A 26,748-nucleotide genomic window follows, 5' to 3' on the forward strand; every position below is an offset into this window, starting at 1 on the left:
CTGACGGTCAGTAGGAGACGTAAACGTCGGTCAGCAGCTCGCTGTCCGGCGGGTCGGGGGCCGACTTGGCGTCGGCGACCGCACCGTCGACCAGCTTGGCGACCTCAGCATCGATCTCGTCCATGACCTTGGCCTCCAGCAGGCCGGTCTCGGTGACCTTCTGGCGGAAGATGTTCAGGCAGTCCTTGCTCTCGCGGAACTTCTCCACCTCGCCCTTGCCGCGATAGGTCATCGCGTCGCCTTCGAAGTGGCCGTAGAAGCGGGTGAGCTTGACCTCCATCAGCGTCGGACCGCCACCTTTGCGGGCCCGCTCGATCGCTTCGCCGGCCGCCTCGTAGACGGCGAAGAAGTCGAAGCCGTCGACCTGGACGCCGGGCATGCCGAACGCCTCGGCCCGCTTGACGATGTCGCCGCTCGACACCGACCAGTAGGAGGGCGTGGACTCGGCGTAGCCATTGTTCTCGAACACGAAGATCACCGGCAGCTTCCAGACCGTTGCCAGGTTCATCGATTCGAAGGTGGTGCCCTGGTTGGAGCCGCCGTCGCCGACGAAGGCGACCGCGACGCCGCCGGTGCCGAGGGTCTTCGCCGCCAGCGCCGCGCCGCAGACCAGAGGCGGGCCGCCGCCGACGATGCCGTTGGCCCCCATCATGCCCTTGTCGAGGTCGGCGATGTGCATCGAGCCGCCCTTGCCGTTGCAGAGCCCGCCTTCCTTGCCGAAGATCTCGCGCATCATGGCGTTGACGTCGCAGCCCTTGGCGATGCAGTGGCCGTGGCCGCGGTGGGTGCTGGCGATGTAGTCGACCCCTTCGCTGAGGTGCTGGCAGACGCCGACGCCGCTCGCTTCCTCACCCGCGTACAGGTGGACGAAGCCGGGAATCTCGCCATTGCCGAACTCGACGTGCAGGCGCTCCTCGAAGTCGCGGATGGTTTTCATCCGCGTGTAGGCCTGGATCAACTCATCGCGGCTCAATTGCAGCATATGGCTCCTCCCCTAGCTGTCTTCCCGTAACGGACGGGGCCGGCGGTTGTCGTTTTCTGCCCCGGCGGTCCGCCCCGCCGCGGCCGGTGGTCAATAATAAGCACGCCCGTCCGCGCTGGAAAATAGGTGCCAGCGGTTGGCGTTGAATGTCAGCCAGCAGGTCTCGCCGGCCTTGCCGGTGAAGCCCGGCTTGGTGCGGACCAGCACGCGCCGGCCGTCGGCCAGCTCGGTGTCGACCAGCATGTCGCCGCCGATCGGCTCGGTGACGAACACCTTGGCCTGGAAGCTGTGCGGACCGCTCGCCTCCATCGCGATGGCAACGTCGTCGGGCCGGACGCCCATCCGGGCGGCGCCACCGGCGACGCCGTCGAGCCCGGCGGCCTGCGCCGCGGTCATCGGCACCGCGAAGGACGGGTGGGTGACCAGCACCGCGCCGCCGTCGCCCCTGAGCTCGCAATCGACGAAGTTCATCGGCGGCTCGCCGACGAAGCCCGCGACCCACTCGTTGACCGGATGGTCGTAGATCTCGGCCGGCGTGCCGTATTGCTGCAGCACGCCCTCGTGCATCACCGCGATCTTGTCGGCCATCGACAGCGCCTCGAGCTGGTCGTGGGTGACATAGATCATCGAGGTGCCGAGCGTGCGCTGCATGTGCTTCAGCTCGCCGCGCATGTGGGCCCTGAGCTTGGCGTCCAGATGCGCGATCGGCTCATCGAACAGGAACAGCTGCGGCTCGCGCACGATGGCGCGCCCGATGGCCACGCGCTGCTTCTGGCCGCCGGACAGTTCCTGCGGGCGGCGGTCGAGCAAATGGCCGATCTCCAGCAGCTCGGCGGCCTGACGCACCTTCTTGTCGATGGTCGGCTTGTCGACGTTGCGCAGCTTCAGCGCGTTGGCGATGTTGTTGAACACGGTCTTGTGCGGATAGAGCGCGTAGTTCTCGAACACCATCGCGATGTCGCGGTCCTTCGGCGGCAGTTCGTTGACCCGCTTGCCGCCGAAGCTGACGTCGCCGGCCGAGATGTGCTCGAGCCCGGCCAGCATGCGCAGCGTCGACGACTTGCCGCAGCCCGAAGGCCCCAGCACCGAAAGGAACTCGCCATCGGCGCAGACCAGGTTCAGGTCCTTCACCGCGACGGTCTTGCCGTAATATTTCCAGACGTGGTCGATGCGGATTTCGGCCATTGCCGCGACTATCCTTCCGTATTCGCGCGCCGCTGCGTCATTCGCGCACCGCGCCCATCGTCAGACCGGCCACCAGATAGCGGCGGATCAGAAGCCCGAGGAACATCATCGGCACGGTCGTCACCACGCCGGCGGCCATGATGCTGCCCCACTGGATGTTCTGCGGCTGCACCAGCCCGCGGGTGGCGACCGGCAGGGTCTTGGCGCCGCCGGATCCGATGATCGAGGCGAACAGATAGTCGTTCCAGGCGAACAGCACGCACAGCACCAGGAACGCGCCGACGCCGGGGGCGACCAGCGGCAGGATCTCGCGCAGGGCCTGCAGCCGGGTGCAGCCGTCGCACATCGCCGCTTCCTCGATGGCGTAGGGCACGTTGTCGAAGAAGCCCTTCAGGATCCAGATCGCGAAGGGCAGGTTGAAGGTGGTGTAGGCGATGATCAGGCCGGGCAGCGTGCCGACCAGGTCGAGGCTGCGGAAGATCGCCCACAGCGGCACGATCACCGCCACCACCGGCGCCATGCGGGTGGAGATGATCCAGAAGAACAGGTCCTTCTTGCCGCGGAAGTCCATGCGGCTGAGGCTGTAGGCCGCCATCGCGCCCAGCACCACCGAGATCGCCGCCGAACCCGCCGCCGCGACCAGGCTGTTGACCAGGTAGGTCGAGAAGCTTTCCTGCACGAACAGGTTCTCGTAGTGGGCGAAGGTCGGCGTGAAGTTGAAGAAGGTGGGCAGGGCGTCGCCCCAATCGCCGACTGCCGGCAGTTGGAACGCCTCCAGCAGATCCTTGATCGACGAGACGAACATGATGAAGATCGGCAGCAGGCTCCAGACCAGATAGAAGATCAGGAACGCCACTGAGAACACCGCGAAGGCGGTGCGTGCCGGCGACCGGTACTGGACGATCTCGCGCGAGGCCATGGCGCGGCTATCCTTCGGCCGGCGCGCCGTGGGCGCGCTTCTGGGACGGATCCTCGAACACCCTGACCAGCAGCATGCCGAGGATGATCGTGACCAGCAGCAGGGTGAAGGCGATCGCCGCGCCCCGGTCCAGCTTGAAGAACGAGAAGGACACGTCGAACAGGTAGACCGGCAGGATCTTGGTCGCGTCGGCCGGCCCGCCGCCGGTCAGCACCAGGATCGCATCGATGAAGCGGAAATTGTCCATGAACCGCAGCAGGATGGCGATCAGCAGGAACGGGTACAGGTTCGGCAGGGTGATCTGCAGGAAGTTCTTCAGCGGGCCGGCGCCGTCGACGAGATTCGCCTCGGCCTGGTCCTGCGGCACGCGCTTCATGCCGGCCAGCGTGATCAGGGTGATCAGCGGCGTCCACTGCCACACGTCGACCAGCACGATGCCGAACATCGCCGTCGACGGGTCGCCCAGGATCGACTTGGCGTCGAGGATGCCCAGGCTCTGGAACAGCCAGTGGTACCAGCCGAAGGTGCCGTTGTAGAGGAAGTACCAGACGGTGCCCGCGATCACCGGCGCCATCATCATCGGCATCAGGAACAGGGTGACCAGCCACTTTTCCATGCGGCTGCCGTTCAGCACCACCGCCAGGAACACGCCGATCGCCACTTCCAGCACCATGCACATGGCGGAGTATTTGATCAGCAGCCACCAGCCGTTGAGATACTCGTCGTCCCGGACCAGCCGGGTGAAATTCTTGAAGTCGTTCCACTTGTTGATGTCGCCCGCATCGCCGACGGAATGCAGGCTCATGTAGATCAGCCAGAAGAACGGATAGAGGCTGATGCAGGCCAGCAGGACGATCGCCGGCAGCATCAGGTACCAGTAGAACGCCTTCGACGGTTCCTTGTTCAGGTTGGCCGGCGTGCCGTCGACGCGGAACGCGCCCCAGTCGGGCGCACGGTCGCCCGGCCGGGCGGCAACGACGCTGCGCCTGTGCTCGCCTGCCTCCGTGGCCGCTGTCATCGCGGCGTCACCGATCGGTCAGGCCCGTTCGTGCTGACGGACATGTCTTTCCTTGCGTCCACGGGGACCGAGCGCCGCAGGCCGATGGCCCCGGAGCCGCGCAGGTGCGCGTTCCGGGGCCGCCGGTCCGATCGACTAGATGTCGTGCAGGTCGTCCAGCCGTTCCTTGATGTTGGCGCAGGCTTCCTCCGGCGTCGCGCTGCCGGCGACGCAGGCCTGGCACTCGGAAGCGATGATGTTGTGGTACTCGTTCGCTTCCGGGATCTTCGGCCCGAGCACGAAGTGCGGGTCGCGGATGCCGATGTCGTAGACCGCCTCGAAGGTCAGCGCGTTCGGCATGTCGGTCGGCCGGTTGCGGGCCGCCACCACATCGGGACGCTCCAGCACCGACTTGCGGGTCGGCGTGCCGCCCAGGCCCTTCAGCACGTCGTACTGGATGTTGGCCGACGTCGCCCAGATCGCGAAGATGTAGGCGGCGCGCTGCAGATCCTCGGACGCATTGCCATTGATGCCGATGCCGCCGATGCCGCAGTTGCAGCCGTTGACCAGTTCGCCGTCGCCGACCAGGTATTCCGGCGCGCCCTTCGGGCAGGGGGCGTAGGCGGTCTTGCCGCCGGACGCCACCGACGTGTTCTGGTCCTCGATCGAGGCCGCGAACTCGTGGTACTGCACCTGCATCGCGATCTGGCCGGCCTGGTAGACCGTGTTCAGCTCCAGCGTGCCGTTGGCCAGGTTGTCCGGGTGGCTGGCGTCGGCCTGCTCCTTGTACGCCTCCATGGCGCGGATCGACTGCGCGTCGCCCCAGTTGGTCGGCCCCGGCTCCTTCGAGCCCAGCTTGTCGTCGATGTTGAAGTCGACCCAGCGGCCGTGCGCGAAAAGCAGGCGCTGGATGTCGAGCTGGGTGGTCCAGGCGAACGAGCCCTGGTGCTGGGCATAGCCGTACGGCACGTCCTCGCCGCCCTCGCGCAGGGCCTTGAAGAACTTGGCGAAGTCGGTCACCTGCTTCCAGGTCGTGTCCTGGGTGAACTCGAGCCGGTAGCCGTATTCCGCCTCGAACTGCGGGCTGTACTTCTCATACAGATCCTGCCGGTAGAAGGTGCAGGCCACCGCCGCATCGTAGGGGAAGGCGACCAGCCGCGAGCTGTCGTAGAACCAGCCGCAGGCCTTCAGGAAGTTCTCGAACCAGACGTCCTCACCGTAGCCCTCGGGGTCCTGGGGAAGGGTGTCGTCGCCGAGCCACTGGTTGAGGTCCGCATAATAGTCCGCGAAGGGCGAGCCGATGGGCTTGTCCTGCACGTAGTTCAGGTGGAAGTCGGACGAGCCCGAGCGCAGGTCGATGCCGACCTTCTGCTGCACCACCGGCAGGTCGTCGGTGAGGATTTCCACCTCGATCCCGGTCAGGTCGTAGAAGGTCTGGATGGTGTCGCGGATGGCGAAGGAGGGCGGGGTGTTCTCCGACATGAACACCAGCTTGGAGCCCTCGTACTGGCGCCACTTCGCATCGTCCGACGACTGGGCGTAGACCGGGCGCCGTGCGATCACGGAGTTCAGACCGACGGCCAGCGAACCTGCGCCGAGCGCCGTGGCGGCACCGCCGCCCAATTCGAGAAATTTCCGCCGGCTGACGCTCTTGTACAGCGGCTTGTCTGGCACTTTGAACATCGGTCGTCTCCTCCCCAGGGATTCCAAACCGCGGTCTGCGCTGATGATCCCGACCGTCCGCAATTCGGCGCCGGGCCCGTTGGTTGTTCGGCTGATTTACGGGCCCGATCCGCAGTTTGCGGGATCGAATTGACACTCCTTTGAATTGACCGCGGGAACTCCGGCATGTGAGGGCGCAACATTTGTTCGTGTCAAGCGTCTTTTGACAGGCGGCGGGTGCGGCATGCTGGTAAACGATTGCAGCCCGGCGACCCGAGGGCCCCGGCGCCCCTGCCATTCCCGATCGGTTGCAAAACGGCAATGGACGTATTGCCTTCCGGGCCGTCGCAGGCTATGCGAAGAAAAAAGCGCGCCGCACGGAAGCTGGCGCGGAAACTGGATTCTGGCGGCCAGGCAGGCTTTCGGCCGCGTGTCGGGTGGGAAACGTGACCGATCTCAAGCTGCGTGGATTGAGCAAGTCGTTCGGCCGGGTCACCGCGCTGCGTGGCGTCGACCTCGACATCGACGCGGGTGAGTTCTTCGCGATTCTCGGCCCCAGTGCCTCCGGCAAGACCACAACCCTGCGCTGCATCGCCGGCATCGAGGCGCCCGATGCCGGCCGCGTGTTGTTCGCCGGCCGGGACGTGACGGGCGAGCCGGTGCAGCAGCGCCAGATGGCGATGGTGTTCCAGACCTTCGCGCTCTACCCGCATATGTCGATCTTCGACAACCTCGCCTACCCGCTGCGCGAGGCCGGGCTCGGCGCCCGCGAGGTGCGGCAGCGGGTCGGCGAGGTGGCCGAGATGCTGCGGCTGTCGCACACGCTGAAGCGCAAGCCGGGCACCGCGTCCGGCGGCGAGCAGCAGCGGGTGGCGATCGGCCGGGCGCTGGTGCGCAAGCCGAAGCTGTTGCTGCTCGACGAGCCGCTGACCAACCTGGACGCCAAGCTGCGGCACGACACCCGGGCCGAATTCAAGCGCCTGCATCGCGAGATCGGCGCGACCATGCTGTATGTCACGCCGGACCAGCTGGAGGCGCTCAGCATGGGCCAGCGGGTCGGCGTGTTGCGCGATGGGCGGATCGTGCAGGTCGGCACGCCGGCCGAGCTGTACCGGCGTCCCGGCGACGACTATGTGGCGACGATGGTCGGCGACCCGCCGATGAACATGCTGCAGGGCAGGCTCAAGCTCGACGGCGGCCGCGCTGCCGTGTCGCTGCCGTTCGCAGAGGTCGCGGACGGACCCTGGGCGCAGGCGCTCGGCAATTTCGCGCAGGGCGAGGCGGTCTGGTTCGGCATCCGGCCGCATGACCTGAAACCGGTCAGCGGCGACCCGCGCGGGCCCAATTTTTCGGCAAAGGTGCACCTGACCGAACCGCTGGGCGACGTCACGGTGCTCGATATGCAGGCAGCGGACACGGTGTTCAAAATCGTGCTGCCCGAAGAGGAGGCGCTGGCCTATCCGGTCGGTACCGAAGTGCGGCTGGAGTTCGAACCCAGCCATACGCATGTGTTTGCGCAGCAAACGGGAACTGCGATACGCTGACTCGGTCGCGGAAAAGAAAGCGACGGGTCGGTGTCTGGCAGGAAAGTCGCCGGACAGGGCGGCAAGAGCTGAAAAGCGAGGGAGGAAAGACCACGATGAAGCGAATTTTGGCAATGACGTCTGCGCTGGGTGGAACGGCGGCGGTCGCACTGGTCGCGTCCGCGTTCGTCGCGCCCGTTTCCGCGCAGGACTCGGTCAAGCTGGTGATGGCCGCGCCGGACTGGCCGCCGACCCGCTTCCTGCAGGAATATGCGAACGCCAACTACGTGTCGCCGTCGGGCCGCAACGTCACGGTCGAGCTCGATTTCATTCCGTGGCCGACGTTCTACGAGCGTGTCGCCGCCTCGCTGACCTCTGGCGAGCAGAAGTACAACATGGTGATCACCGACAGCCAGTGGCTGGGCGCGTTCATCGAGGGCGGCTACTACCGCGAGATGACCCAGGAGATCCTGGCGGATCCGGAGCTGTCGGCCCTGGTCGCCGACCTGCACCCGGCCCTGGTCTCGGCCTATTCGGCCTATCCCTACTTGACCCCGGACCAGATCCGCGAGCACCCCTTCCCGCATCCGGACGCGCACTACTACGGGTTCCCGCAGTTCCCGGATACCTACATCACCTATTATCGCACCGACCTGTTCTGCAACGAGGAAGAGGGCGCGGCGTTCCAGGAAGAGTACGGCTACAACCTGCCGTGCACCTATGAGGACTGGGAAGACGTCGACTGGGACAAGTATGCCGACATCGGCGAGTTCTTCCAGCGCTCGGCGGGCGAGACCCTGGCCGGCGAGACGCTGACCGAGGACTTCGCCGGCATCGGCTACCAGGCGGGCAAGGGCTACGACTTCTCGTCGATGGCCATCAATGCCTTCATCTGGCAGTACGGCGGCAGCATCTGGAACGAGTCCGGCCAGCCGTGCGCCCAGGCCGAGGGCGTGGTCAACTCCGACATCGCCGTCGAGGCGTTCGAGCACTATCTCGACCTGCTGCAGTACATGCCGGCCGCCGTGCACACCGGCCAGATGGACATCTTCGTCCTCAACGACCTCTATGCGCAGGGCAAGGTGGCGTCGGAGATCAACTGGGTCGGCCTCGGCGCCCCGGTCATGGACCCGGCGACCAGCAAGGTGTCCGAGGTCTCGGGCTTCGCGCCGGCCCCGGGCCTGCGGCTGGACGACGGCAGCATCTCGCGCTTCGGCAACCAGGGCGGCCAGCCGTTCGTGGTCACCACCTGGAGCACCGACGTCGAGATCGAGGAAGCCGTGAACTTCATCAAGTTCTGGCTCAGCGACGACGTGCAATGGGCGTTCACCGCGGCCGGCGGCCAGTCGGGCCGGGTCTCGATCATGCAGAAGGACGGCTACAACGACCTCGGGCCGTTCAACCGCGCCCATGTGGAGATGATGGAGTGGCAGCGTGACGTCTGGCACATTCCGGAGTTCTTCGAGCTGCTGACCTACCAGCAGGACCAGTTCGACCGGGCCATCACCGGCCAGATCGGCGCCAAGGAAGCGCTGGACCTGGTCGCGGCCCAGCAGCAGGAGGTCCTCTCCGAGGCCGGCCGCATCGTGGCGCCCGACTCCGCTGAGTGCAACTGATCGCACCTGAACCAAGGCGCGGCGCCGGCAGGTCCGGCGCCGCGTTTTTTTGAGAGACGGCCGCGGCGGCAGGCACATTCGGCGCGGCAGGCAGCGGCGCCGGGGAGCAGTTGGGGAAGTGACGCAGGCAAGCGAAGCAACGGCCCTGTCGGGGCCCGCGGACACGGGGGGGACGGCGGCCGCCGGGCGTCGCCGCTCGTTCGTCGACCGGAACAGAGGGCCTTTGCTGGTGACGCCGGCGCTGGTGACCCTGTTCGTGATGAACATCTTCCCGCTGATGTGGTCGTTCGGCCTCAGCTTCTACAACTACCGGCTGACCCGCCAGGACCTGCCGGAGTTCGTCTGGCTCGACAACTACGCCAAGGCGCTGACCGACCCGGCGATCTGGGAAAGCCTGCAGACCACGGCACTGATCGTGTTCGGTTCGGTCGGGCTGCAGATGATCGTCGGCTTTTTCATGGCGATGCTGTTCCAGCCGATCTTCCCGGGCCGGCGCATCCTGCTGATGCTGGTGCTGGCGCCGATGATGCTGTCCTACGTGGCGGTCGGCGTTTTCTTCAAGCTGTTCTACAACCCGGATTTCGGCCTGATCAGCAAGCTGATCCAGGTGTTCCAGGGCACGCCGCCGAACATCCTCGGCGATCCGCTGGGCGCGATCATCGGCATCGTGCTGGCCGACGCCTGGATGTGGTCGCCCTTCGTCATGCTGCTGGTGCTGGCGGGGCTGGTCAGCGTGCCGAAGTACCTCTACGAGGCGAGCCAGATCGACCGCGCCTCGCCGTTCCGCCGCTTCATGACCATCACCTTCCCCTATGTCCGCAGCCTGCTGCTGCTGGCGCTGCTGTTCCGAACGATCGAGACGTTCAAGCTGTTCGACACCGTCTACATCGTCACCGACGGCGGGCCGGGCACGGCGACCAAGGTGATCGTGCATTATCTCTACCGGGTCAGCTTCCAGGATTTCCGTACCGGCGAGTCCTCGGCGATCGCCTACATCATCCTGTTCATCGTCATCGTGCTGACCAACCTGTACCTGTTCATGGTCAAGCAGCGCGAGCAGGAGCAATAGCATGGCCAGGAACCGCAAACCGATCGGCCATGCCGGCTGGGGCCGCACCGTCGCCGCCGGCTTCGTCAGCCTGCTGTACTTCCTGCCGGTGCTGATCATCATCATGTACGCCTTCCAGGGCCGCAACGACATCCTGGGCGTCAGCGCCAGCAGCTTCGGCAGCTTCCTGGACTCGGTCTTTTCGTTCGACCCGACGTGGACCAACTTCGAGAACGTGTTCGTCCGCGCCAACATCATCCAGGCCGGCGAGGGCGCGGCCTCGGCGACCGAGACCGATTTCCCGCTCTACTTCGCCAACTCGATCGGTATCGCCGGCATCTCGGTGATCCTGGCGCTGGTGATCGGCACGCTGGCGGCCTACGGCTTCGCCCGCTTCCCGCTGCGCGGCAACGACACCTACATGTTCATCATCCTGACCACGCGCATGCTGCCGCCGATCGTGGTCACCATCCCGATCTTCATCATGTTCCAGGTGACCGGGCTGGCCGGCGGCTACCCCGGCATCATCGCGCTCTATACCGCCTTCAACCTGGCCTTCACCGTGTGGATGATGAAGAGCTTCTTCGAGGAGCTGTCGCCCGACGTGGAGGATGCCGCGCGGATGGACGGCAGCAGCGAGACGCGGGTGTTCTTCAAGATCTGCCTGCCGCAGGTGAAGGCCGGCATGGCGGCGACGGCCGTGTTCGGGTTGATCCTCACCTGGAACGAGCTGTTCTTCGCCCTGCTGCTGACCAGCAACGAGACCCGGACGATCCCGCCGGCGATGGTGCGCACGCTGGGCGGCGAGGTCGGCGCCGACTACGGCCTGCTCGCCGCCATCGTCACGCTGTTCCTGATCCCGGTGCTGGTCGTCACCTTCGTGCTGCAGAACCAGCTGTTGCGCGGCGTCACCTTCGGCACGATCAAGAAGTAGGCCCGATGTCCGACATCAAGCTCACCGACCTGACCAAGCGCTACGGCGACCTGGTCGCGGTCAACAAGGCCAACCTCGAGGTGGCTGCGGGCGAGGTGCTGTGCCTGCTCGGCCCGTCCGGCTGCGGCAAGACCACCACGCTGCGCATGATCGCCGGGCTGGAGTCGGTCACCGACGGCGATGTCTACATCGCCGGCAAGCGGGTCAACGCGCTGTCGCCGGCCGAGCGCGACATCGCCATGGTGTTCCAGTTCTACGCGCTCTATCCCAGCCTGACCGTGGCGGAGAACCTGGCCTATCCGCTGCACGCGGAGAAGCTGAGCGGCGCCGAGGTCCGGGCGCGGGTGGAACGGGTCGCGCGCGTGCTGCAGCTGGAGGCGGTGATGGACCGGATTCCCGGGCGCATCGCCGAGGGCGAGAAGCAGCGAGTTGCCGTGGGTCGCGCCATCGTGCGCGACCCGACCTGCTTCCTGTTCGACGAGCCGCTGTCGCGCCTCGACATCCAGCTGCGCCAGACCATGCGCGGCCAGATCAAGGAGGTGCTGAGCGGCCTGGAGAAGGCGACCGTTATCGTCACCCACGACCAGATCGAGGCGCTGACCATGGCGGACCGCATCGCCGTGATGCGCGACGGCATCATCGAGCAGGTCGACAGCCCGCACGGCATCTTCGCGCGGCCGAACAACCTGTTCGTCGCCGGTTTCATCGGCACGCCGCAGATGAACCTGCTGCCGGCCGAGATCCTGCACTACCAGGCCGGTCGTGCGCGCTTCCGGCTGATGGACCAGGAATTCGAAGCGCCGGTCGACCCCGCGGTGGAACGTCTGGCCGACAGCCGGGCGGTGACGCTGGGCATCCGGCCGCGCGCCTTCGAGCCGACCGGCGAAAGCTCGAACGAGACGCTGGGCGCCGAGATCGACCTGGTCGAGCCGATGGGTGCGGAGACGCTGGTGCACGCCGTGCGCGGCACGACCGACGTGCGGGTCGTGTTCGACCACCTGGTGCCGGTCAGCCCCGGCGACGCCATCCGGGTGCGCATCCGCCCGGGCCAGCTGCACGTGTTCGACGCCAACGGCGCACGGGTGTTCTCGCAATGACCAGCCACGCTCACAACCCGGCCTTCGACGCCGATGCGCAGATGCACGAGCCGGACGTCGTGCGGGCCTCCGACGTGCCGGTGTCGCGGGCCAGCCGCATTGCCGGCTGGGTGCTGCTGCTGGCGGTGATCTCGATGCTGGTGCCGGCGCCGGAGCGCTGGTTCGTCGACGAGAGCCCGCGCGAGGCGGCCGCCCTGATCGACCAGGCGCAGTCGCTGGCCGGCGAGACCGAGTACAAGAAGCGCGACGTCGCCAAGGTCGTCGACACGCTGACCGAGCTGACCACGCTCTTGCGCGCCGGCTCGATGGACGACGAAACCGCGACGATCGTCGCCAGCATGGATGAGGCCATCGTCGAGCTCTCCGCAAAGGTGGAGGAGATGCGCGGGCGCGACCGGCTGGAGCCGCCGCTGCCCGGGTTGAGCGGGCTGGAGCCGCTGCGCGCGCATTTCGACGAGATCGTCGCGTCGAACGAGGCGCTGGTCGCCTTCGGCGACACGCGCGTCGTCGTGTCGGCGATCGTCGCCCTGCTCGCCGCAGTGTTCCTGGTGCTGGCGCCGGCCTTCGACCGGCGTCTGAACGCGATCGCCGTGTTCGGCGGGGTCGAGGGCGGGATGAAGGTCGGGCACGCCCGCGCCATCGTGCGGGCGATCATCCTGCTGTGCGGCGCGGCGCTGGTGATGATCTTCCAGCCGAACATCGAGCCGCTCTATTCGGTCGGCGCCGGGCTGGTGATCCTGGGCGGGCTGGCATTCAACATGGTGCCGATGGCGCAGCCGGGCCGGAAACTGCGCGGCGTGATCAAGACCGGGATCATCGTGCTCGTCATCCTGGGCGTGGTGATCCTGCTTGCCCTAGGTTCGGCCGAACTTTACTCTGCCTATCTAGAAAGCCAGCACGGATAACCAGGGCGGGCCGCCGGGTACACCGTTGCGCGACACCGGCGGTCTCTCGTGGGGAGGGACAGACATGCCGCAGACGCTTTTCACCAACGTTTCCATCATCGACGGTTCCGGCGCCGAACCGTTCGCCGGCCAGGTGCTGGTGCAGGGCAACCGCATCAAGGCGGTCGCCAAGGCGAACGAGCGGGTCGATCACGACAATGCCAGCATCGTCGACGGCGGCGGCGCGACGCTGATGCCGGGCCTGGTCGAGGCCCACGCCCACCCCAGCTTCGGCAACACCGCCGACCTGCACTCGCTGGGCGACATCCCGCCGGAAGAGCACACGCTGTTGGCGATGAAGCACGTCAGGATCATGCTCGACCAGGGCTTCACGTCGCTGAACTGCGCTGCCGCGGCGAAACCGCGCCTCGATATCGTCATCCGCAACGCGATCAATGCCGGCGACATTCCCGGCCCGCGCATGTTGGCGGCGAGCCCGGAGCTGACGGTCAGCGGCGGCCTGGGCGATGTGCGCCTGTATCACCTGCACCGCGACACCTTCGCCATCATCTGCGACGGGGCCGACGAATTCCGCCGCTGCGCGCGCGAGATGTGCCGCGAGGGGGTCGACACACTGAAGATCAACCCGTCGGGCGACGAGTTCGTGCCCTATGCCCGGGCACAGCAGACGGTGATGAACGACGACGAGGTGGCGGCCGTGTGCGAGGTCGCGCGCTCGCGCGACAAGCGCACCGCGACCCATGCGCGCAGTGCCGAGTCCGTGAAGATGAGCCTGCGCCACGGCTGCGAGATCATCTATCACGCGACCTTCGCCGACGAGGAAGCGATCGACATGATGGTGGCGCAGAAGGATCGCATCTTCGTCGCCCCCACGCTGGGCGTCACCTATACCACCCTCTACGAGGCCGGCGGCTGGGGCATCACGCCGGAGATCGGCGAGCAGCTCGGGCTCAAGCGCGAGCTGGAGCACGCCATCCCGGTGATGAAGGAGCTGAAGCGCCGCGGCGTGCGGGTGCTGCCGGGCGGCGACTACGGCTTCGCCTGGAATCCGGTCGGCGCCAATGCGCGCGACCTCGAGTATTTCGTCGACATGCTGGGCTACACGCCGCTCGAGGCGATCCATTCGGCGACCAAGCTGGGCGGCGAGATCATGATGAAAGGCGACGAGCTGGGCCAGATCAAGACCGGCTACCTGGCCGACATCCTGCTGGTCGACGGCAATCCGGCGCAGAATGTCGGCATCCTGCGTGACAAGGACAACCTGCTGGCCATCATGAAGGACGGCAGCTTCCACAAGGCGCCGCCCAGCGAGGCGCTTGCCGGGCGCATCGCCGCCGAATAGGCCGCGCGGCCCAACGCCCTGGGAAGCCGCATTGCGGTCCGTCATGCGGCTTCCCACCTGCCCCTACCGCACCCGCCCGCCGAGCCCTCCCCCGCGCTGTCCCCGTCCCGGAACGAACAGATAAGCAGGAAGCGCCACCCATGAGTCACGACGTCGCGGTCGTCGGCCTGATGATCCTCGATGTGCTGGGCCGGCCGGTCGAGCGGATACCCGACGGCGGCAACGTCGCCTTCATCGAAGAGATCCGGCTGACCGTGGCCGGCACCGCTGGTGGCACGGTGGTCGACTGCGCCAAGCTTGGCCTGCGGGCGCTGGCGGTCGGCGCGGTCGGCAATGACGAGAAGGGCGACTTCGTCATCGATACCTGTCGCCGCCACGGCATCGACGTGTCGGCGATGCAGCGCACCGACGCCGCGCCGACCTCGGCGACGATCCTGAACGTGCGGCCGAACGGCGACCGGCCGGCGCTGCACGTGCGCGGCGCCTCCGACCACCTGCGGGTGACCGCGGAGGACTACGACCGGGTCTGCGACGGCCCGTTCCTGCACATGGGCGGCACCGGGCTGCTGCAGATGATGGACGGTTTTCCGACCGCCGCCCTGCTGCGCGCGGCGAAGGAGCGCGGCACCACGGTGACGTTCGACCTGATCGCGCCGAACGCCGGCACCTTCGAGCTGCTGAAGCAGTGCCTGCCCCATGTCGATTATTTCATGCCGTCGATGGAGGAAGCGGCGTTCATTTCCGGCCTCGACGATCCGGCCGCGATCGCGGCGTTCTTCCTCGACCTCGGCGCGTCGGCCTGCGTCTTCAAGTGGGGCGCCAACGGCTCCTACTACGTCACGCCGGCGAAGGCGGAGCAGATGCCCGCATTCAAGGTCAAGGTGTCCGACACCACCGGCTGCGGCGATGCCTATTGCGCCGGTTTCATTGCTGGCTTGGCCCAGGGCTGGGAGCCCGAGCGCGCCTGCCGGCTGGGCACCGCAGCGAGCGCGCTGGTGGCCACCGGGCTCGGCTCCGATGCCGGCATCGTCGATCTGCCGAGCACCATCGCATTCATGGATACCGCAGAGACCTATGGCTGATCCCATAATTTCGCCCGAAAGGCCGGCCCTGAATGCGGTGCAATGAGGACACTGCCGCCGAATCGCCTATGATGGCGCCCGGCGGACGGTCGAACCCCCCTCAGCGAGGAAAGCCATGCGTATCCTGATCGGTGCCCTGTTCATCCTGCTGGCCAGCGCGGCGAGCGCGCAGGCAGCCTGGTTCGTCAAGGCGGGCGTGACTGGCGCGACCGCGGCCCAGGTCGAGACGCGACGCGCGGGCGCGACCTACGGTGTCGGGCTGTACTGCTACGACAACCAGACGCCGTTCATCTACCTGACCGGCTATCCCTATCCGACCGGCGCGACGATGACCGCCGATGTCATCATCGACAACGTGCGCTGGTTCAGGGTCGACATGGCCATGGGTGCCGGCGGCGCGCCGCAGGGCCCGGCCACCGCCCCGCTGGTGCGCGAACTGATCGTCGGCCTCGAGATGCAGGTGCGGCTGAATTCCGAGACGGTGAACTACACGCTGATCGGCTCCGCCCGCTCCCTGCGCAGCGCGTTGCGCAACTGCTTCGTCGAATAGCGCGCGGCCGCCGGCGCGCAGGAAAAACGAAGGGGGCCTCGCGGCCCCCTTTATTTTGATGCGGACGCGGCGATCGTCAGAGGTCGTTCAGCATCGTCCCCGCATCGGAAACGGCCATCTCGCCGGGCGCTTCCTCGACATGCAGGCTGGCGACCTTGCCGTCCTTGACCAGCATGGAGAAGCGCTTGCCGCGCGCGCCGAGGCCGGCGCCGCTGGCATCGAATTCCAGGCCAAGCGCCTTGGTGAAGCTGGCGTTCCAGTCGCCGACCATGCGCACCTTGCCTTCGGCATGCAGGGAATCGCCCCAGGCGGCCATGACGAACGGGTCGTTGACCGAAATGCAGATGATCTCGTCCACGCCCTTGGCCTTCAGCGCGTCGGCATTGTCGCGATAGCTCGGCACGTGCTTGGCGGTGCAGGTCGGCGTGTATGCGCCGGGCACCGAGAACAGGGCGATCGTCTTGCCGCCGAAAAGCTCGTCGCTCGAGACGTCCATCAGGCCGTCCGGCCCCTTCACCTTGAAGGTCGCCGCCGGCACCTTGTCACCAACCTGGATCGTCATGGATTCTCCCTCGCGCTGTGATTGTTCATGGGACACGCCGATCGGCACCGCGTTGCGCGCGGCCGATGCGGTGGAGGTAATATAGCCGCGGCCAAAAGGAAAGCGCCGGTGCGCGTCATTCGTGGCGCAGCGCCTCGATCGGGTCCATGCGCGCGGCCCGGCGCGCCGGCAGGTAGCCGAAGGCGATGCCGACCAGGGCGGCGAACAGCAGCGCGACGATGACGATGGTCGGTTCGAAGACGAAGGGAATGCCGAGCGGCCTTGCGCCGAGGTAGGACCCGCCGAGCCCGAGCGCGGCACCGGCCAGCCCGCCGATCGACGACAGCGCGGCGGACTCGATCAGGAATTGCGCCAGCACCTCGCGCTCCAGCGCGCCGATCGCCAGCCGGGTGCCGATCTCGCGGGTCCGCTCGGTCACCGACACCAGCATGATGTTCATGATGCCGATGCCGCCGACCAGCAGGCTGATCGCCGCGATCGCACCGAGCAGCGCTGTCAGCACACCGGTGACCTGCTCCACGGTCTTGCTGATCTCCTCGATGTCCTGCACCTGGAAGTCGTTGGCCTCGTTGGCAAGCAGGTGGCGGCGTTCGCGCAGCAGCGCCGTGGCGCGCTCGACCACGGCGCCGGTCGCCTCCGCCGTGGCCGCCGAGATCAGGATCACGTTGATGTCCTGGTTGCCGGAGATGCGCCGCTGGAAGGTGGTCAGCGGCATCAGGATCAGGTCATCCTGGTCCTGGCCGAAGGTGGACTGGCCCTTCGCGCTCAGTACGCCGACGACCTGGCACGACATCCGCCCGATGCGCACCTGGGCGCCGAGCGGATCCTGGCGGCCGAACAGCTCGCGCCTGATGGTCCGGCCGATCACGCACAGCGACTTGCCGGCGCGCACCTCGGTCGCATCGAACGGACGGCCGATCTCGGTCGGCCAGATGCGCACGTCGAAATAGCCGGTGTCGGTGCCGATCACCGTCGTGGTCCAGTTGCGGTTGGCGACCACGGCCAATTCGCTGCTCATCGACACGGCGGCGATCCCGGCGATGCCGGGAACCTCCCGCGCCATCGCCCGTGCGTCCTCCTCGCGGAACGGAATTGCGGCCGCGGGCTGCCCCGGCGCGCGGGCGGCGCCCGGCGTGACGACGACCAGATTGCGGCCCAGGTTGGCGATGTCGGCGGTGACGCTGGCGGTGGCGCCGCCGCCGAGCGTCACCAGCGCCACCACCGAGGCGACGCCGATCACGATGCCCAGCATGGTCAGTGTCGAGCGCAGCACGTTGCGCCGGATCTCGCGCAGGGCCAGCATGATCGCGTTGAACAGCATCAGGTGGCGCCCGTGGCTTCGTCGCTGGCGATCAGCCCGTCGAGGAACCGGATCTGGCGGCCTGCATAGGCGGCCATGTCGGCCTCGTGGGTGACCATGACGATGGTGATGCCCTGGTCGCGGTTGAACGCCTGCAGGAGTTCCATGATCTCGCGGCTGCGCGCGCTGTCCAGGTTGCCGGTCGGCTCGTCGGCCAGCAGCAGGTCGGGCTCGGTGGCGATGGCGCGGGCGATGGCGACGCGCTGCTGCTGGCCGCCGGAAAGCTCCGACGCGGTCGCATTGCCGCGGTCGGCGAGGCCGACCGCCTCCAGCGCGCGATAGGCGAGGACGCGGCGCTCGCGCCGGCCCATGCCGCGGTAGAGCAGGGGCAGCTCCACATTCTCCAGGGCCGAGGTGCGCTTGAGCAGATTGAAGCCCTGGAACACGAAGCCGAGGAAGAAGCGGCGCAGCAGGGCGCGCTGGTCGCGGCTGAGCTCGCCGACCGCGACGCCGCGGAACTGGTAGTCGCCCGCAGTCGGGGTGTCGAGGCAGCCGAGCAGGTTCAGGCAGGTCGACTTGCCCGACCCGCTGGGTCCCATGACCGCGACGAACTCGCCGCGCTCGATGGTCAGGTCGACCCCGGCCAGCGCGTTGATCGCGGTGTGGCCGGCTCCGTAGACCTTGGTGACGCCGCTCAGGCGGACCAGCGGTTGGCGCGCATCCGCCATCACTCGGGCCTGACGATATCCACGATCAGCGGATCGCCCGGCTCGACCGGCCCGTCCAGCACCTCGGTCCACAGCCCGTCGCTGATGCCGACGCGCACAACCAGCGGCGCCGCCGTGCCGCCGTCGAGGGCCCAGACAACACGCTCGTCCGCCGCCGTCGCCGGCACGGCCTGCGCGTCGATCGGCTCCGGCGGAGTGAAGCGCAGGGCACCGTTCGGGATCAGCACGGCAGCCGGCCGGGTTGTGGTGGCGATGTCGGCTGTGGCGGTCATGCCCGGCCGCAGCAGCAGGTCCGGATTGTCGACCGAGAGCAGCGCCTCGTAGGTGACGACACCCTGGATGGTCTGCGGCGCGAAGCGAACCGAAGTCAGGGTCGCATCGAAGCGCCGGTTGGGATAGGCGTCGACGCCGAACGTGGCCGACTGGCCCTCCAGCACCTGACCGATGTCGGCCTCGTCGACGTCGAGATGCAGTTCCATCTTGGCCAGGTCCTCGGCCAGGGTGAACAGCACCGGCGCCTGCAGCGAGGCGACCACGGTCTGCCCGACCTCCACCGCTCGCGAGATCACCAGCCCGTCGATGGGCGAGCGGATCACCGCCTTGCCGCGGTTGGCGATGTCGAGCTCGAGCGCGGCCTCGGCCAGGCTGACCTGGGCACGGGCGATGGCGACGGAGGCCTCGGCCCGCGCCGCGGCCGCGCGCGCGGCGTCCAGTTCCTGCGTGGAGGCGATGTTGCGCTGGGCCAGCGTCTCCATCCGGCTGGCGTTGGCGCGCATCTCGGCCAGCGTCGCCTCCGCCTCGCGGACGGTCGCCTGCGCGGAGGCCAGCGCCGCTTCCGACTTCAGCACCTGGGCGTCGAGTTGCTCGGTGTTGAGCTCGGCCAGCACCTGGCCGGCGCCGACGGTGTCGTTGTAGTCGACCAGCACCCGGCTGACCCGGCCCGATATCTCGCTGCCGACGTCGACCTGGTTGCGCGGCTGCAGCGTGCCGGTGGCGGTGACGGTGACGACGAGGTCGTCCTGGCGCACGGCCTCGGTGCGGTAGTCCAGCGCCGGGTTGGCCGCGCCGCGCAGCCAGTAGGTCACGCCGGCGGCGAGCGCGCCAAGCGCCAGCACCGCCACTGTCCATCGCAACGCCCGGCGCCGCGCCGAGGACCGGCCGACCCCGAGCATCCGTGCCACCGCCTGATCGTCGTCGGGTGCGATCCTGGTCACGCCGCCTGCGCTCCTTCCATGCTGCACATGGGTAGTCGATTACATCGCCGCCACACAGCTGTCGCGCCGTCGCACGGAGGGAACGGTGCGCGGCCTGCGCGTGTTTCAGCGGTATCGCAGCCATGGAGGAAAGCATTATGGCGAATATCGGCACGCAGATTTCGTCCGATCAGGTCGAAGGCACCGACGTCTATGGGCCCGACGGCGAAAAGATCGGGAAGATCGATCGGGTGATGATCGAGAAGACGTCGGGCAAGGTGACCTATGCGGTGATGACGTTCGGGGGCTTCCTGGGCTTCGGCGAGGAGGAGTACCCGCTGCCGTGGGCGACCCTGCGCTACGACACCCGGCTGAACGGCTACATCGCGAACGTGACGGCCGACCAGGTCAAGACCGCGCCGGTCTATGCGACCGACGACGAGGTGTGGTCCAACCGGGAATGGGAAAGCCGGGTGCATCAGCATTACGGCGTCAGCCCCTACTGGCCCTGATCGCCTGCAAGCCCGATCCGGCGCGTTGGGGGGACAATGGGCCGCGGCGCTGCAGCGACGCGGCCCGGAAACACATCGGGCCGGGAACAGCTCCCGGCCCGATGTCGCATTCCGGCGTTGACGCCGCCTGTCAGCCGGCGGCGGCGACCGCGCGCTTCGCCAGCACCTTGATCAGGTGTGCGCGATATTCCGGCGTGGCGTGAATGTCGCCGTTCAGGCCACCGGCGTCGATCGTGACGCCGTCGAGGGCCGCCGCCGAAAAGCTGCCGGCCAGCGCCGCTTCCAGCTCGCTCGCCCGATAGGCGCAGGGCGCCGCTCCGGTCACCGCCACCCGCACGCCGCCGCCGGTCTGCGCGACGAACACGCCGACCAGCGCATAGCGCGACGCCGGGTTGGGGAACTTGACGTAGGCCGCTTTCGCCGGCTTCGGAAAGGTGACCGCGGTGATGATCTCGCCGTCTTCCAGCGCCGTCTCGAACATGCCGGTGAAGAAGGCGTCGGCCGCGATCGTGCGCTTGTTGGTGTGCACGGTCGCGTTCAGCGCCAGCACCGCACCCGGGTAGTCGGCGGCCGGGTCGTTGTTGGCGATCGATCCGCCGATGGTGCCGCGGTTGCGAACCTGCGGGTCGCCGATGCCGTCGGCCAGGCTTGCGAGCGCCGGGATGGCCGCCTTGACGTCGGCCGAGGCGGCGACCGCCGCGTGGGTGGTCATCGCCCCGATCTTCAGTCCGTCGCCGGATGCGCTGATACCGGCCAGGTCGCGGATCGCGCCCAGGTCGACCAGATCGGACGGCTCGGCCAGCCGCTGCTTCATGGTCGGGATCAGCGTCATGCCGCCTGCCAGCAGCTTGCCGTCCGACGCGCCGGAAATCGCCGACGCCGCTTCCGCAAGCGAGGACGGCCGATGATATGCGAAGTTGTACATTGTCGAATGTCCTCCCTTACTCGGCCGCCGCCGGGATCCGGGCGGCCTGGATGGCCTGCCAGACCTTGAGCGGGGTCGCCGGCATTTCGATCTTGGTGACGCCGAGCGGCGCCAGCGCATCCAGCACCGCGTTGATGACCGCGGGCGGCGAGCCGATGGCGCCGGTCTCGCCGACGCCCTTGACCTCGAGTGGGTTCGAGGCGCCAAGGATTTCCATGTTCGCGGTCTTGTACGACGGCACGTCGTCCGCGCGCGGCATGGTGTAATCCATGTATGACCCGGTCACCAGCTGCCCGTCGGCGTCGTAGACGCACTGCTCGAGCAGCGCCTGGCCGATGCCCTGCGCCAGCCCGCCATGGACCTGGCCCTCGACGATCATCGGGTTCAGCACCCGGCCGACGTCGTCGACCGTGGTGAACGACACCACGTCGACCTTGCCGGTGTCGGGGTCGACCTCGACCTCGCAGACGTGGCAGCCCATCGGATAGGAGAAGTTGAGCGGGTCGTAGAACGCCTTCTCCTCCAGCCCGGGCTCGAGCTCGGTGATCGGGTAGTTGTGCGGCACATAGGCGGTCAGCGCGACCTGGCCGAACGGCACCGACTTGTCGGTGCCGGCGATGGTGAAGTTGCCGTCCTTGAACTCGATGTCGGCGGTTGACGCCTCCATCAGGTGAGCGGCGATCTTCTTCGCCTTGTCGACGACCTTTTCCAGCGCCTTGACCAGCGCCGCGCCGCCGACCGGCGCCGAGCGCGAGCCATAGGTGCCCATGCCGAACTGCACCTCGTCGGTGTCGCCATGGACGATGGCAACCTGGTCGAGGTCGACGCCCAGCATCTCGTGCACGATCTGGGCGAACACGGTCTCGTGGCCCTGGCCGTGGCTGTGCAGGCCGGTGTGCACCACGACCGAGCCGGTCGGGTTCACGCGCACGGTCGCCGACTCGTAAAGCCCGGCACGGGCGCCGAGCGAGCCGACCACCGCCGATGGTGCGATGCCGCAGGCCTCGATGTAGGTCGAAAGCCCGATGCCGCGCCGCTTGCCCTTTGCCTCCGACGCGCTGCGCCGGGCGGCGAAGCCGCTCCAGTCGGCCGCCTTGAGGCCGGCGTCCAGCACTGCCGGATAGTTGCCGACGTCGTACTGCAGCGCCACCGGGGTCTGGTAGGGGAACTGGTCCGGCTTGATCATGTTGCGGCGTCGCAGCTCGACCTGGTCGATGCCCGACTGCTTGGCCGCCTCGGTCACCAGCCGCTCGAGCAGGTAGCTCGCCTCCGGCCGGCCGGCACCGCGATAGGCGTCGACGGGCACGGTGTTGGTGAAGATCGCCTTCACCTCGACATGGACGACCGGGGTCTTGTACACGCCGGCCAGCAGCGTGGCGTAGAGATAGGTCGGGATGCACGGCGCGAAGGTCGACAGATAGGCGCCCATGTTGGCCTTGGTCGCGACCTTGAGCCCGAGGAAGTTGCCGTCGCCGTCCATCGCCAGCTCGGCGTGGGTGATGTGGTCGCGGCCGTGGGCGTCGGTGAGGAAGCTCTCGCTGCGTTCGGCGGTCCACTTCACCGGGCGCTTGATCTTGCCCGCGGCCCAGGTGGCGATCGCCTCCTCGGCATAGTGATAGATCTTCGAGCCGAAGCCGCCACCGACGTCCGGTGCCACCACCCGCAGCTTGTGCTCCGGGATCGACAGTACGAAGGCGCCCATCAGCAGCCGGATCACGTGCGGGTTCTGGCTGGTGGTGTAGAGCGTGTACTTCCCGCTGGCCGGCTCGTAGTCGCCGACGGCCGCTCGCGGCTCCATCGCGTTCGGAATCAGACGGTTCTGCACCAGGTCGAACTTGACCACGCGCGCCGCCCCGGCGAACGCGGCGTCGGCCGCGGCCTTGTCGCCGAGTTCCCAGTCGTAGCAGAGGTTGCCGGCGGCCTCGTCGTGCACCAGCGGCGCGCCGGAGGCCAGCGCCTGGTCCATCGTCACCGCGGCGGGCAAGACCTCGTAGTCGACCACGATCGCCTCGGCGGCGTCGCGCGCCTGCGCCTTGGTCTCGGCGATGGCGACCGCGACCTGGTCGCCGACATGGCGCACCTTGCCCTTGGCCAGCGGCGGGTGCGGCGGCTCCGCCATCGGGCTGCCGTCCTTGTTGTGGATCTGCCAGCCGCACGGCAGGCTGCCGACCTCCATGTCGTCGCCGGTGAAGATCGCGACGACGCCCGGCATGGCCTTGGCCGCGGCGGTGTCGATGCGCGCGATCCGCGCATGCGCGTGCGGCGAGCGCAGGATCCAGGCATAGGTCTGGCCCGGCCGGTTGACGTCGTCGACATAGTTGCCGCGGCCGGTGAGGAACCGCGGATCTTCAAGGCGCGCGACCCGCGCGCCGATGCCTTGGGCTGTCATCACATGCCTCCAGCCGCCTGCTGGATCGCCTTGACGATATTGTGGTAGCCGGTGCAGCGGCAGATGTTGCCCTCCAGCCACTCACGGATGTCGTGCTCGCTGGGGTTGTTCTTCTTCTGCAGCAGGTCGACCGCGCTCATCACCATGCCGGGGGTGCAGAAGCCGCACTGCAGGCCATGGTTCTCGCGGAACGCCTTCTGCATCGGGTGCAGCTCGCCGTCCTTGGCCAGGCCCTCGATGGTGGTCACGTTCGCGCCCTCGGCCTGGACCGCCAGCAGGGTGCACGACTTGATGGAATCGCCGTTGACGTGCACGACGCAGGCCCCGCACTGGCTGGTGTCGCAGCCGACGTGGGTGCCGGTCAGGCCCAGCGCCTCGCGGAGGTAGGCGACCAGCAGCGTCCGTTCTTCGACATCGGCCGACACGGCCTTCCCGTTCACCGTCATCGATACGGTGGGCATTCGCTCCTCCCTCGTTGCCTGTGGCGACGCTTTGGCGCGCCAGCTGCTTGATGTGCACAACGCCTTGCGCCCGGCGAGGCCGGGCGCGGCGGTCGAATTCGACGTGGGCATAGTCTGTAGAGTGGCGCAGGAGAGGTCAAGCCGCTGCGTGCCGGCGCGGCACTGTTTGTCTGCGCCATTCAACCGCACCGAAATGCGGCGTCGAACGCGGCCCGCACCAATGAAAAAGGCCGGCGTGAGCCGGCCTTCCTTGCGACGTCCGCTGACGGCCTACCAGGTCCGGAACGGGCCGGTGTCGAGGTGCACGAAGTCGGAGCCCGGATAGATGCCGATGCCGCCGGTATGCATGCTCAGCGCGGCCGAGCGGATGCCCATCGTGTTGCGGCCGGAAATGCGGATATCGGCGGCCATGCCCCGGATGTGGTAGCTGTTGCGCGCCACCCGGCTGGACTGCTCCGCCAGCATCGCATTGGTCGCCGCGGTGCGGTAGCCGGAGATGATCTGCACCGGCTCGCGCGTGTCCAACATCTTCACCACGCTGTAGATCACGTCCATCAGCTTGGGGTCGATGCGCCGCACCTCGTTGCTGCGCCGGTCGCGAAAAAGATAGGAGATCTGCTGCAGCGCGCTCTGCACATAGGTGCCGTCGCGGAAGTAGACGCCGCTGAACACGTCGCCGCGCCGGTTGTCGAGCGTAAGAAAACGTTCGCCGGGCGTGAACGGAATCAGCCGATCGTTGTTCTGTGCAGCATCGAAGGCCGGCGCGTTGGGGTTCGGATTGTAATAGAGTTCATACTCGGCGCGGCGCGACGCCGAAGTGTTCACCGTCTGCGCCTGGCGGATCATCATCGCCTGCCGCCAGTCGAACACCTCGTCCGTCGGCATGATGCCGATGGCCGCCCGTGCGGGCCCGGCCGCCACGCCGACCGCGGCGGCGCCGGCGACCGCCGTCAACATGCGGCGGCGCGAGAAAAGAGAGGGCGACGGCTGACCGTCCGAACCGGGATTGCCCGGGTTGCTGCGATGATTCGCGCTGTTCTGCTCGTTCCTCGAATTCATCCCCGTCTCCTGCGACGCACGTGCGTACATGCCACGCACCACCCCGCGCCACAACCGTTAGGAAGACCCCCGAATCACTGCCGAGGTCAATCTACGGCTGACGACTGCGCAAATTCAATTCCAATCTTGTTCGAAATCGTATCAAAGCCCGGGCAGTCCGGGCCGCCTGCGGCTCGACTCGGCCTTCGCCGTGTCGTGGGCGCAGCCTAGGGCGGCGCCTTAGTTTTTGCGCAATTAAGCCTTAGTCAGACTTCGACCCTCCGACGCGCGGCCGACGGGAGCGAAGCCATGAGCATGAAGACGAACCTGCTGAGCGCGGTTGCCAGAACCGCCCTGATCGTGGCCCTGAGCGCCGCGGCCGCCGGCCCGGCGCTGGCCGACATCGACGATGCGATCGCCGCCTACGACGCCGGCGACTACGCGCGGGCGATGGACCTGTTCCGGCCGCTGGCCGACCAGGGCGATGCGCGGGCGCAGTTCTGGGTCGGCCGCATGTTCGAACATGGCGAGGGCGTGCCGCCGAGCCTGGCCCGGGCGGCGATGTGGTACCGGCTGGCGGCCGGCCAGGACGATGCCGACGCGCAGGGCGCGCTGGCCTCGGTCCTGGAGACGCTGCGGTCGCGCGAGGCGGGCCAGTCCGGCGCCCAGGTCGCCGATGCCGGCGCACAGGCGCCGGCGCCTGCGGGGCCGGCCGGCCAGACGGCCGCGCCCGGCTATGAACCCGACCGCGACGCCGCCTTGAATGCCCCGGGCCAGGCGCCGGAACGCGCCGGCGACGTCGCCGCACCGGGCGCCGTGCCCGGGCGCGCCGGTCAGCAGGATGGCGCGGGGCCGGCCGCGGTCGCCGACGGGTCGGCGCCGGAGGTGCCGCTGCCCGGCGCCCGCGGCGACGATGCTGCGGCCGCCGGCCAGGATGGCGAAACATGCCGGCGCGGCCGCCGCCGCCGATGCGGCCGTCGTGGCCGCGGACGACCGCACGACGGATGTCGCCGAGGGCGGTGCGGCCGAGCCCGAGGAGACGGCGTCGCCAGCCGTGGCGGCGGCGCCCGACGCCATCGCCGAAGCTGCGACGGGCGAGGCGGACGTCGCGCCGGAAGCCGTTGCCGACGCCGCCGTCGATGCGGCGGTCGACACGACGGAGAGCGACGCGGCCGAGATCGATGCGGCGGCGGCGGAGACGCCGGAAGCGGTTGCCGACGCGGCGGTGGAGGAGGGCGGGCCGATAGAGCTGGCCGCGCTGGACGAGGACCTGGCGGATCCGACCGCGACACCGCTCGACGAGGACATCGAAGAGGCCGCGCTGGCCGACGACCCGACGGCCGAGACGGCGGAGACGCCGCTGGCCGATGCGCTGCCGCCGTTGCCGGAGGAGCTGGCCGACGCGCTGGCCGACGGCAGGCTCGATGCCGACGAGATCGATGCCCTGGCGGAGGCCGGCGTCGTCACCGACGACATGGTCGACGACCTCGTCGAGTCCGGTCTGCTCGACGACGAGGCGCTCGCCGATCTCATCGACGCCGGCGTGATCGACCAGGATGCGCTGGACGCCCTGGTCGACAACGGCCTGGTCGACCCCGCCCTGGTCGACGAGATGCTGGCGGATGCCGAGGCACCGCCGCCGGCCGATACGGCGCTGGATGCGGAGGCGGTCGCCGACGGCGGGACGGTGCTGGACCGGCTGGGCGACGATATCGCCGGCATGTTCCGCACCGATGCGCCGCCGGCGACGACCGCCGTGCGCCGGCTGATCACCGCGCGCCAGTAGCCTCCGGCGCCC

The 26,748-nt window shown here is 68.0% G+C and carries 25 protein-coding genes; 11 read left to right on the forward strand and 14 right to left on the reverse strand.

Annotated elements, in window-relative coordinates; all coding sequences use genetic code 11:
- Positions 1–7 precede the first annotated feature (7 nt).
- The 5 genes from R3F55_06405 to R3F55_06425 form a co-directional block, all read right to left on the reverse strand.
- Entirely contained in the window at positions 8–982 is a 975-nt protein-coding gene (locus tag R3F55_06405) for a thiamine pyrophosphate-dependent dehydrogenase E1 component subunit alpha (GenBank protein MEZ5667052.1), read from the reverse strand.
- Positions 983–1,072: 90 nt separating this feature from the next.
- Positions 1,073–2,167, reverse strand: a complete 1,095-nt coding sequence (locus R3F55_06410) for an ABC transporter ATP-binding protein (GenBank protein ID MEZ5667053.1) — start codon at positions 2,165–2,167, stop codon at positions 1,073–1,075.
- Positions 2,168–2,204: 37 nt separating this feature from the next.
- Positions 2,205–3,086 (reverse strand): carbohydrate ABC transporter permease, encoded by an 882-nt coding sequence (locus tag R3F55_06415; GenBank protein ID MEZ5667054.1) that lies wholly within the window; start codon positions 3,084–3,086, stop codon positions 2,205–2,207.
- 7 nt (positions 3,087–3,093) lie between these two features.
- Positions 3,094–4,104 carry a sugar ABC transporter permease gene (locus R3F55_06420; protein ID MEZ5667055.1) on the reverse strand — a complete coding sequence of 337 codons (1,011 nt, stop codon included), beginning with the start codon at positions 4,102–4,104 and terminating at the stop codon, positions 3,094–3,096.
- 135 nt (positions 4,105–4,239) lie between these two features.
- Entirely contained in the window at positions 4,240–5,766 is a 1,527-nt protein-coding gene (locus tag R3F55_06425; protein ID MEZ5667056.1) for an ABC transporter substrate-binding protein, read from the reverse strand.
- Positions 5,767–6,191: 425 nt separating this feature from the next.
- Here R3F55_06425 and R3F55_06430 point away from each other — a divergent pair, with 425 nt between their 5' ends.
- The 9 genes from R3F55_06430 to R3F55_06470 all read left to right on the forward strand — a co-directional run bounded on the left by R3F55_06430 (position 6,192) and on the right by R3F55_06470 (position 15,842).
- Positions 6,192–7,289, forward strand: a complete 1,098-nt coding sequence (locus R3F55_06430; protein ID MEZ5667057.1) for an ABC transporter ATP-binding protein — start codon at positions 6,192–6,194, stop codon at positions 7,287–7,289.
- A 113-nt stretch (positions 7,290–7,402) separates the two neighbouring features.
- Positions 7,403–8,884 (forward strand): ABC transporter substrate-binding protein, encoded by a 1,482-nt coding sequence (locus R3F55_06435; GenBank protein ID MEZ5667058.1) that lies wholly within the window; start codon positions 7,403–7,405, stop codon positions 8,882–8,884.
- A gap of 229 nt (positions 8,885–9,113) precedes the next feature.
- Positions 9,114–9,953, forward strand: coding sequence for a sugar ABC transporter permease (locus tag R3F55_06440; GenBank protein ID MEZ5667059.1), 840 nt, complete (start codon positions 9,114–9,116; stop codon positions 9,951–9,953).
- Position 9,954: 1 nt separating this feature from the next.
- Positions 9,955–10,866 carry a carbohydrate ABC transporter permease gene (locus R3F55_06445; protein ID MEZ5667060.1) on the forward strand — a complete coding sequence of 304 codons (912 nt, stop codon included), beginning with the start codon at positions 9,955–9,957 and terminating at the stop codon, positions 10,864–10,866.
- A 5-nt stretch (positions 10,867–10,871) separates the two neighbouring features.
- A complete protein-coding gene (locus tag R3F55_06450; GenBank protein ID MEZ5667061.1) occupies positions 10,872–11,963 on the forward strand; it encodes an ABC transporter ATP-binding protein in 1,092 nt (363 codons plus the stop codon).
- The gene (locus tag R3F55_06455) at positions 11,960–12,868 is read left to right on the forward strand and encodes a hypothetical protein (protein MEZ5667062.1); all 909 of its coding nucleotides are present in this window, start codon (positions 11,960–11,962) and stop codon (positions 12,866–12,868) included. The genes R3F55_06450 and R3F55_06455 overlap by 4 nt, the downstream gene beginning before the upstream one ends.
- A gap of 64 nt (positions 12,869–12,932) precedes the next feature.
- On the forward strand, positions 12,933–14,210 hold the full coding sequence (locus tag R3F55_06460; GenBank protein ID MEZ5667063.1) for an amidohydrolase family protein: 1,278 nt from the start codon (positions 12,933–12,935) through the stop codon (positions 14,208–14,210).
- 140 nt (positions 14,211–14,350) lie between these two features.
- Positions 14,351–15,292, forward strand: coding sequence for a sugar kinase (locus R3F55_06465; GenBank protein ID MEZ5667064.1), 942 nt, complete (start codon positions 14,351–14,353; stop codon positions 15,290–15,292).
- A gap of 115 nt (positions 15,293–15,407) precedes the next feature.
- Complete coding sequence (locus R3F55_06470; GenBank protein ID MEZ5667065.1) at positions 15,408–15,842, forward strand: hypothetical protein; 435 nt, start codon at positions 15,408–15,410, stop codon at positions 15,840–15,842.
- Positions 15,843–15,918: 76 nt separating this feature from the next.
- Here the strand turns inward: R3F55_06470 and R3F55_06475 are convergent, their stop codons facing one another.
- The 4 genes from R3F55_06475 to R3F55_06490 form a co-directional block, all read right to left on the reverse strand.
- Positions 15,919–16,404, reverse strand: a complete 486-nt coding sequence (locus R3F55_06475) for a peroxiredoxin (protein MEZ5667066.1) — start codon at positions 16,402–16,404, stop codon at positions 15,919–15,921.
- 115 nt (positions 16,405–16,519) lie between these two features.
- Positions 16,520–17,725, reverse strand: a complete 1,206-nt coding sequence (locus tag R3F55_06480) for an ABC transporter permease (protein ID MEZ5667067.1) — start codon at positions 17,723–17,725, stop codon at positions 16,520–16,522.
- Positions 17,725–18,432: an ABC transporter ATP-binding protein gene (locus R3F55_06485; protein MEZ5667068.1), complete on the reverse strand. Its 708-nt coding sequence runs from the start codon at positions 18,430–18,432 to the stop codon at positions 17,725–17,727. The genes R3F55_06480 and R3F55_06485 overlap by 1 nt, the downstream gene beginning before the upstream one ends.
- Positions 18,432–19,646, reverse strand: a complete 1,215-nt coding sequence (locus R3F55_06490) for an efflux RND transporter periplasmic adaptor subunit (protein MEZ5667069.1) — start codon at positions 19,644–19,646, stop codon at positions 18,432–18,434. Before R3F55_06490 ends, R3F55_06485 begins: the two co-directional genes overlap by 1 nt.
- Positions 19,647–19,783: 137 nt before the next feature.
- On the opposite strand from R3F55_06490, the gene R3F55_06495 reads away from it, so the two are divergent.
- Entirely contained in the window at positions 19,784–20,137 is a 354-nt protein-coding gene (locus tag R3F55_06495; protein ID MEZ5667070.1) for a PRC-barrel domain-containing protein, read from the forward strand.
- Between the two features lie 130 nt (positions 20,138–20,267).
- On the opposite strand, the gene R3F55_06500 is transcribed toward R3F55_06495, so the two are convergent.
- The 5 genes from R3F55_06500 to R3F55_06520 form a co-directional block, all read right to left on the reverse strand.
- Positions 20,268–21,062, reverse strand: coding sequence for a xanthine dehydrogenase family protein subunit M (locus R3F55_06500; protein MEZ5667071.1), 795 nt, complete (start codon positions 21,060–21,062; stop codon positions 20,268–20,270).
- Between the two features lie 16 nt (positions 21,063–21,078).
- Positions 21,079–23,451, reverse strand: coding sequence for a xanthine dehydrogenase family protein molybdopterin-binding subunit (locus R3F55_06505; protein MEZ5667072.1), 2,373 nt, complete (start codon positions 23,449–23,451; stop codon positions 21,079–21,081).
- Positions 23,451–23,912, reverse strand: coding sequence for a (2Fe-2S)-binding protein (locus R3F55_06510; GenBank protein MEZ5667073.1), 462 nt, complete (start codon positions 23,910–23,912; stop codon positions 23,451–23,453). Before R3F55_06510 ends, R3F55_06505 begins: the two co-directional genes overlap by 1 nt.
- A 270-nt stretch (positions 23,913–24,182) precedes the next feature.
- The gene (locus R3F55_06515; GenBank protein ID MEZ5667074.1) at positions 24,183–24,869 is read right to left on the reverse strand and encodes a DUF882 domain-containing protein; all 687 of its coding nucleotides are present in this window, start codon (positions 24,867–24,869) and stop codon (positions 24,183–24,185) included.
- 336 nt (positions 24,870–25,205) lie between these two features.
- A complete protein-coding gene (locus R3F55_06520; GenBank protein MEZ5667075.1) occupies positions 25,206–25,949 on the reverse strand; it encodes a hypothetical protein in 744 nt (247 codons plus the stop codon).
- On the opposite strand from R3F55_06520, the gene R3F55_06525 reads away from it, so the two are divergent.
- Positions 25,930–26,736 (forward strand): hypothetical protein, encoded by an 807-nt coding sequence (locus tag R3F55_06525; protein ID MEZ5667076.1) that lies wholly within the window; start codon positions 25,930–25,932, stop codon positions 26,734–26,736. The genes R3F55_06520 and R3F55_06525 overlap by 20 nt on opposite strands.
- Positions 26,737–26,748: the final 12 nt, after the last annotated feature.

The organism is Alphaproteobacteria bacterium, assembly GCA_041396705.1.
GTDB lineage: Bacteria > Pseudomonadota > Alphaproteobacteria > CALKHQ01 > CALKHQ01 > CALKHQ01.